This is a genomic window from Micrococcus sp. Mcc89 (genome assembly GCF_024519795.1).
Lineage (GTDB): Bacteria > Actinomycetota > Actinomycetes > Actinomycetales > Micrococcaceae > Micrococcus > Micrococcus luteus.
Genome location: NZ_JALJRI010000060.1, coordinates 26,905 through 34,828, shown reverse-complemented (window position 1 = coordinate 34,828; position 7,924 = coordinate 26,905). Strand labels below are relative to the sequence as shown.

General features: G+C 72.5%; 6 protein-coding genes. 2 read left to right on the top strand and 4 right to left on the bottom strand.

Annotated elements, in window-relative coordinates:
* Positions 1 to 95 precede the first annotated feature (95 nt).
* Positions 96 to 1,610: a lysine--tRNA ligase gene (gene lysS, locus NR072_RS06875; RefSeq protein WP_036384191.1), complete on the bottom strand. Its 1,515-nt coding sequence runs from the start codon at positions 1,608 to 1,610 to the stop codon at positions 96 to 98.
* A 32-nt stretch (positions 1,611 to 1,642) separates the two neighbouring features.
* Positions 1,643 to 2,632 (bottom strand): D-glycerate dehydrogenase, encoded by a 990-nt coding sequence (locus NR072_RS06870; RefSeq protein ID WP_069941093.1) that lies wholly within the window; start codon positions 2,630 to 2,632, stop codon positions 1,643 to 1,645.
* A gap of 164 nt (positions 2,633 to 2,796) precedes the next feature.
* Between NR072_RS06870 and NR072_RS06865 the strand changes: the two genes are divergently transcribed.
* Both NR072_RS06865 and NR072_RS06860 read left to right on the top strand, forming a co-directional pair.
* On the top strand, positions 2,797 to 4,659 hold the full coding sequence (locus NR072_RS06865) for an MDR family MFS transporter (protein ID WP_041104645.1): 1,863 nt from the start codon (positions 2,797 to 2,799) through the stop codon (positions 4,657 to 4,659).
* A complete protein-coding gene (locus NR072_RS06860; protein WP_036380863.1) occupies positions 4,652 to 5,161 on the top strand; it encodes a MarR family winged helix-turn-helix transcriptional regulator in 510 nt (169 codons plus the stop codon). The genes NR072_RS06865 and NR072_RS06860 overlap by 8 nt, the downstream gene beginning before the upstream one ends.
* 40 nt (positions 5,162 to 5,201) lie before the next feature.
* On the opposite strand, the gene NR072_RS06855 is transcribed toward NR072_RS06860, so the two are convergent.
* Both NR072_RS06855 and NR072_RS06850 read right to left on the bottom strand, forming a co-directional pair.
* Complete coding sequence (locus NR072_RS06855; protein ID WP_256836608.1) at positions 5,202 to 7,265, bottom strand: M13-type metalloendopeptidase; 2,064 nt, start codon at positions 7,263 to 7,265, stop codon at positions 5,202 to 5,204.
* A 148-nt stretch (positions 7,266 to 7,413) separates the two neighbouring features.
* Entirely contained in the window at positions 7,414 to 7,896 is a 483-nt protein-coding gene (locus tag NR072_RS06850) for an SRPBCC family protein (RefSeq protein WP_036380856.1), read from the bottom strand.
* Between the last annotated feature and the right edge of the window lie 28 nt (positions 7,897 to 7,924).

Here is a 7,924-nt window from a genome sequence, read left to right as displayed (position 1 = left end):
CCGAACGCAGCAGGGAACGCATCACCAGCCAGAAGATGAGCCCGAGGCCGATCGAGGGGGCGAGGACGGAGAAGTAGTCCCAGAAGTCGGCCATGTCAGGCCTCCGGCTTGAGCAGCGGGAAGAGGATGGTCTCGCGGATGCCGGCGTCCGTGAACAGCATCACCAGGCGGTCGATGCCCAGGCCGATGCCGCCCATGGGCGGGGCGCCGTACTCGAGGGCGCGCAGGAAGTCCTCGTCCAGCTGCATCGCCTCGTCGTCGCCGGCGGCCGCCATCGCCGACTGGGCGGTCAGGCGCTCGCGCTGGATGACGGGGTCGATCAGCTCGGAGAACGCGGTGCCGCGCTCCATGCCGCCGATGATCAGGTCCCAGGCCTCGATGACCCGGTCGTCCGAGCGGTGCGGGCGCGCGAGCGGCTGGGCGGCCGGCGGGTAGTCGTACACGAACGTGGGGTTCATCAGGGTGGGCTCCACGATCTCGCCGAACAGCTCGATCACGAGCTTCTCCGCGTCCCACGCGGGGTCCACCTTGACCTCGTGCTCCGCGGCGATCGCCCGCAGCGTCTCGGCGTCCGTCTCCGGGGTGATCTCGCGGCCCACGGCCTCGGACAGCCCCGGGTACACGGCGACCCAGGCCCACTCGCCGTCGAGGTCGATGACGCCCTTCGCGGTCTCGAGCCGACGCCCGGCGCCCACCGCGTCCGCGGCGTTGAGGATGATCTCCTGCATGCGCTCGGCCATGACGTGCATGTCCGCCCACGCCTCATAGGACTCGAGGGTGGTGAACTCGGGCGAGTGGGTCGAGTCCACGCCCTCGTTGCGGAACACGCGGCCGATCTCGAACACGCGGTCGATGCCGCCGACGACGGCGCGCTTGAGGTACAGCTCGGTGGCGATGCGCAGGGTCATCGGCTGGTCGAACGCGTTGAGGTGCGTCTCGAAGGGACGTGCGAGGGCGCCGCCGTGGACCAGCTGGAGCATCGGGGTCTCCACCTCCACGTAGCCGTGGCCCTCGAGGGTGCGCCGCACCGCCGAGGTGACCTTGGCCCGGGTGTAGACCATGCGGCGGGCCTCCTCGCGCACGATCAGGTCCGCGTAGCGCTGGCGGACGCGGGTCTCCTCGTTCAGGTCCGCGTGCAGCACGGGCAGGGGGCGCAGCGCCTTGGAGGCCATCTCCCACGCCGAGGCCATGATGGACAGCTCGCCGCGGCGCGAGACGATCACCTCGCCGGTGACGGAGAGGAAGTCGCCCAGGTCCACGACCTTCTTCCACTCGGCCAGGGACTCCTCACCGACGGCGGCCAGGGACACCATGACCTGGAGGCGGACGGCCTCCCCGTCCGCGCCGGACTCCTGCAGGGTGGCGAAGCAGAGCTTGCCGGTGTTGCGGAGGAAGACGACGCGCCCGGTCACCGACACGGTCTCGCCCGAGGTCCAGTCGGGCTCGTGGCCGTCGAACCGCTCACGCACCTCGGCCAGCGCGTGGGTGCGCGGCACCTGCACGGGGTAGGCCTCGCGGCCCGAGGCGAGCAGCTGCTCACGCTTGGCGGCGCGGACGGCCTGCTGATCGTGGTGGTCGACGGCGGCGGAGGCGGAGTTCTGGGTGGTCACGGTCCCCGAGTCTACCGACGGCGCCCCGCCGGTCAGCCGCGCACCTCGGGGTTGACGAGGGCCGGGGCCTCCGCGCCCGTGGCCATGGCGATCGCGTTGCGCGCGGCCAGCTCGGCCATCGCGGCGCGGGTGTCCCGGGTGGCGGAGCCCAGATGCGGCAGGAGCATCACGTTCTCCAGCTCGGCCAGGCCCGGGGCGAGGGCGGGCTCGTCCTCGTAGACGTCCAGACCGGCGCCGAAGAGCCGCCCCTCGCGCAGGGCGGTGACGAGGGCCGCCTCGTCCACCACGGGCCCCCGGGCCGTGTTGACGAGGACGGCGTCGTCCTTCATCTTCGCGATCACGTCCGCATCCACGAGGTGATGGGTGTCGTCCGTCAGGGGCACGTGGAGGGACAGGACGTCCGCGACCTCGACGAGCTCCTCCCAGCGGACCTGACGGACGCGGCCGGCGAGGTCGCCGAGCTCCGCGGCCGCGACCTCCCGGTGCGCGGGCGGCCGCGGCGCGAACACGACCTCCATGCCGAAGGCGAGCGCACGCTCGGCCACCGCCTTGCCGATCCGCCCGAAACCGGCCAGGCCCAGGGTCGCGCCACGCACGTCCCGGCCCACGAGCAGGTCCGGCGCCCAGCCGTGGAAGCGTCCCTCGCGCACCATCCGCTCACCCTCGGGGGCACGGCGGGTCACCCCGAGGATCAGGAGCATCGCGATGTCCGCGGTGGCGTCCGTGAGCACGTCCGGGGTGTTGCCGACGGCGATCCCCCGCCGCGTCGCGGCGGCCACGTCCACGTTGTTGTAGCCGACCGCGTAGTTGGCGATGCCCCTGATCCGCGCGTCGGCGAGCACGTCGGCGGTGAACTTCTGGTCCAGGGCCGCGACGACGACGTCGTAGTCCCCCGAGGCCACCAGCCGCGCGAGCGCGGCGTCCCCTCCGACGTCGGCGCCGTCCACCACCTCTCCGGCCTCGCGCAGCATTCCGAGCCCGGGCTCAGGGAGGCGGGTCATGAGCAGGAAACGGGGGGTCACGGCGGGCCTCACTCTCGGATCGGGGGGAGGACGCGGCGTCGTCCGGCGTGACCAGGCTAACCGCGGACGGCGGGTGCGGCCCGGGCCGACGCCCCTTATGATTGACTCTCGTCAATCATTGACTTATGTCAATCACCGCGCCGCCCCTCCCGCCGAAGGACCCCATGACCCCAACCTCCCCCGCCCCCGAGGCCGTCGCGCCGGCCGGCGCCCCCTCGCTCGAGCGCGCCGACGCCGCGCGCCACCGCTCCGTGCTCCAGGCCCTGACCGGCCTCCTGCTGGGCATGTTCGTCTCGATGATCGCCAACACGGTGGTCTCGACCTCGATGCCGGTGATCATCCACGACATCGGCGGCGACCAGACCGCCTACACCTGGGTCATCACCTCGGCCCTGCTCGCCACGGCCATCGCCACCCCGATCTGGGGCAAGCTGGCCGACCTCGTCAACCGCAAGGTCCTCTTCCAGGTCGCCCTGGCGATCTTCGTCGCCGCCTCCGCGGCGGCCGGGTTCACCCACGATCCGACCTTCCTGATCGTCTGCCGCACCGTGCAGGGCCTGGGCGGCGGCGGCCTCGTCGCGCTCAGCCAGGTGATCATGGCGGACATCATCAGCCCGCGTGAGCGCGGCCGCTACATGGGCCTGTTCGGCGCCGTGATGGCCGTGGCCACGGTGGGCGGCCCGCTCGCCGGCGGCGTGATCACCGACCTGTGGGGCTGGCGCTGGAACTTCTTCGTGGCGGTGCCCTTCGCCGTCGTCGCCCTGGTGATGGTGCAGCGCACCCTCCACCTCCCGCACCGCGAGCGCCAGAAGGTGTCCATCGACTACCTCGGCATCGTGTTCCTGACCGCGGCCACCGCGCTGCTGCTGATCTGGGTCACCAGCGCCGGTCGCGACTTCGACTGGGCCAGCACCACCACCGCGTGGATGCTCGGCGGCGCCGCCGTCGCCACCGTCCTGTTCGTCGTGACCGAGCTGCGCGTCGCCGAGCCGCTCATCCCGCTCACCCTCTTCCGCGACCGCACCTTCACCCTCGCGACGATCGCCTCGATCGCCACGGGCCTGGCCATGTTCGGCTCCTCCGTCTACCTGGCCCAGTACATGCAGCTGGCCCGCGGCGCGACGCCGACCCAGGCCGGCCTCATGACCATCCCGATGATCCTCGGCCTGCTCGTGTCCTCCACGGTGATCGGCGGCCTCATCACCCGCACCGGCGTGTGGAAGCGCTGGCTCGTGATCGGCGCCGTCCTGCTGATCGCCGGCACCGCCCTGCTCGGCACCCTGCACTACGACACCTCCTTCTGGCTGGTGTCCCTCTACATGTTCCTGCTCGGCGCCGGCGTCGGCATGACCATGCAGAACCTCGTGCTCGTGGTGCAGAACACCACCGACCCGCGGCAGATGGGCGTCGCCAGCTCCGGCGTCACCTTCTTCCGCACCCTGGGCGGCAGCATCGGTGTCGCCGTGATGGGCGCCGTGGTCTCCAACGTGGTCCCGGACCGCATCGAGGAGCGCCGCGCGGACCTCGCCGCGGCCCTGCGCAGCCTGGGCCCGGACGCCGCCGAGTGGTCCGAGAGCCTGCAGTCCAGCACCCTGCCACGCGTGGCAGAGATGCCCGACTCGCTGCGGGTGATCTTCGAGGACGTCTACGCGCAGGGCATCGCCCTCGCCTTCCTCGTGGCCGTGCCGCTCGCGATCGTCGCGTTGATCGCGATCCTGTTCCTGCCGAACCTCCCACTGGGCCGCATGACCACCTCCGAGCGCCTCCACGCCACCCGCGCCGACCTGGCCACCCATGCCACGGCCGAGGCCATGCAGACGCTGCCCGCGACCGGCCCGATCCCCGTGGTGACCGCGGCGCAGGGGCAGCATCCGGCCGAGGACCCGGAGGAGTCCCGGTCGGTGTCGGCCGAGCGCCCGGCGACGGCGGTGGCCGACCGGCCCGTCGTCCCCGCGGCGCTGGCCGTGGCAGGGACGGCCCTGCTGGCGGCCGTCGTCACCGCGCTGGTCCGGGCCCGCCGTGGCTGACGGCGCCCCGGACCCGGGCGGAGGCGGCGACGACGCGGGCTTCGAGGCCGCCGTCCAGGGGCTCGAGCAGGCGTTCTCGCGTCTGGTCCTGCAGCACCGCCAGGTGATGGTCCGCTACGCGGCGGCCCTCAGCCCGGCCCTGTCCGTCGGGGCGATGAAGGCGTTCATGATGCTGGCCAACGAGGGGACCATGACGCCCTCGGCCGTGGCCGAGGGCCTGCTGGTGGACCGCGCGCAGGTCTCCCGCATGGTCCGCGACCTCGAGGCCGCCGGGCTGATCACCCGAGAGCCGGACCCGCGGGACCGCCGCTCCGCCCTCCTGAGCGCCAGCCCCGAGGGGCTCGCCCGCCTCGACGCGGTGCGCGGCGGCCCGGCGGGTCGCGGGCTGCGCGACGACCTGGCGCGCTGGGACCGCGAGGACATCCGGACGCTGACGCGCCTGCTGGACCGGCTGGCCGCCGAGCGTCAGACCCGGATGCAGGACCCCGCCGAATCCGAGTGAGCCGCCGGCCGGACCCGCGGGGCCCGGCCGGCGGGCGGGATCACCAGATGGTGACGCGCTCCTCCGGGGCCAGCCACATGGGATCCCCCTCGCGCGTGCCGAACGCCTCGTGGAAGGCGTCGAGGTTCTTGACCACCTGGTTGCAGCGGAACTCGTTGGGCGAGTGCGGGTCCGAGGCGATGCGGGTGACCATGGCCTCCGGTCGCGTGAGCTGACGCCACACGGTGGCCCAGGCGGTGAAGAACTCGCGGTCCCCCGCCGCGGCGTCGAGGGAGGCGCCGTCGCCCTCGTCCCGCCAGATCTCCAAGGCGCGGTGGGCGATGCCCAGGCCGCCGAGGTCGCCGATGTTCTCCCCCAGGGTGAACTCGCCGTTGACGCGGTGGTCCGGGGCCTCGGCCGGGGAGAGCGCGTTGTACTGGGCCACCAGCCGGGAGGTGCGCTCGGTGAACGCCGCGCGGTCCTCCTCGGTCCACCAGTCCTCGAGCCGACCGGCGCCGTCGTACCGCGAGCCCTGGTCGTCGAAGCCGTGGCCGATCTCGTGGCCGATCACGGCGCCGATCGCCCCCAGGTTCGCGGCCATCGAGGCCTCGGGGTCGAAGAACGGGGGCTGCAAAATGGCGGCCGGGAAGACGATCGCGTTCTCGAGCGGGGAGTAGTACGCGTTCACCGTCTGCGGCGTGATGTGCCACTCCTCCGGGTCCGGCCCGTCCGCGATCTTGCGCAGGTCCCGCTCCCACTCGAGCTCCGAGGAGGAGCGGGCGTTGCCCAGCAGGTCGCCGGCGTGGACCTCGAGGGCGGAGTAGTCCAGCCACTTCGAGGGGTAGCCCACCATGGGGCGGAACATCGCCAGCTTCTCGAGCGCCCGCTGACGGGTCTCCTCGCCCATCCACTCGAGCTCCTCGATGGACCGGCGATAGGCCTCCTGGAGCAGGCCCACGAGCTCGTCCATCGCGGCCACGTGGCCCTGCGGGAAATGGCGGGCCACGTAGAGCTGCGCCACGTCCTCGCCGGCCGCCCCGTTGACGAACGCGACCGCGCGCTTCCAGCGGGGGCGGACCTCCTCGGTGCCGGCCAGGCGGCGGCCGTAGAAGGAGAAGTTCTCCTGCACGAACGCGTCCGGCAGGAAGCCGGCGAAGGAGCGCAGCACCTGCAGGATCAGCCAGTGACGCCAGTCCTCGAGGTCGGCGGCCTCGGGTCCCTCGAGCAGCCCCTGCACACCGGAGAGGAAGTCCGGCTGCCACACCACGACCTCCGCGGCGCGCTCGCCGGCGGCGTCCACGCCCTCGAGCCACGCGTCGGCCAGGGGGAAGAGCTCCGTCAGCCGGTCGTGGGTCATGGGGTTGTAGCGGGCCACGGCGTCCCGGCTGCGGACCAGGTCCCAGTGCAGGGCGGCGATGCGCTTCTCCAGCTCCACCACCCGGACGCCCAGCGCGGCGGCCTCGTCCCGGTCCGCGCCGATCCCGGCCAGCGTCAGCAGGCGGCCGGTGTGCTCGGTGTACTGCTCGAGGATCCCGGCGTAGGCCTCGTCCCGGTAGTAGGACTCGTCCGGCAGGCCCAGGCCGCCCTGGAGCAGGTGCAGGAGCATGCGGCCCGGGTTCCCGGCGTCGTTGAGGGCACCGGTGTTGATGAGGCCGGAGACGCCCTGGCGCTGCAGTCGCCCGGACAGGGCGAGCAGCTCCGCGGGGGTGGACACGGTGGCCACCGCCGCCAGGTCCGAGGCGATCGGCTCGAGGCCGCGGGCCTCCACGGTCTCGTCGTCCATGAAGGAGGCGTACAGCGCGGCGATCCGGCGCTTGAGCTCCGGATGCTCCATGCCCTCCGTGTCCTCCGCATCCAGCGGCGCGAGCGGGGCGTCCCGGTGCGCGCCGGCCGCGGCCGTGGCCTGCACGCGCGCCTGGGCGGGGTCGAAGCCCGCGCCGACCTCGCGCACGGCGTCCTCGCACAGGTGCCGGACGGCGAGCTCGGCCGCGTCCCGCAGCTCGAGGAACGCGCCGTAGGCGCCCTGGTCCGCGGGGATCTCGTGGGTGTCCAGCCACCCGGCGTTGACGTGGCGGTACAGGTCCTCGCGCGGCGACGGGACTTCGGGCTCGGCGGTGGCGGTCACGGCGGATCCTCCTGGACGTGGGGGTGGACGGTCTCGCACGGCACTCTAGCCGTGACACCGGACACGACGACGGGCACGCACCCTGGCCGGGTGCGTGCCCGTCGTCGAGGGGACGGCCAGCCCGGAGGCCGCCGTCGGGAGGCGGGGGTCAGCCGACCTCGGCGGCCAGCTTCGCGAGCGACTCCTCCATCTGCTCCTCGGAGACCATCGGGAAGAGGTTCTTCGCCAGCAGCTCCGGGTCGGTCACGGCGGTCCAGTCGTAGGTGAGGGACACGACCGTGCTGCCGGAGCCGTTGTCCTCGAGCCGGTAGACCCACTGCCAACCCTTGGGCTCGGTGCCGGCGGGGGCGGTCTTCCAGCCGACCAGCTTGTTCGGGTCGTAGGCGACCACGTGATTGTCGGTCTGGTAGTCGCCACCCATGTGCTCCGCGTGCATGTTCATGGTGAACACGTCGCCGACCTTCTGGATGCGCTGGGTCTTGTCGTCGGACTGCACCATGCCCGAGCCGTCGAACTTCGCGTGGTTCGCGGGCAGGGTCAGGAAGTCGAACACGTCCTTGGCGGACGCGTCGATGGTCCGGGTGACGGTCTGCTGGGTCTCGCCGTGGGCGGTCTTGTTCATCTCGGTCATGGGATCAACCTAGGCACGGGGCCGGGGC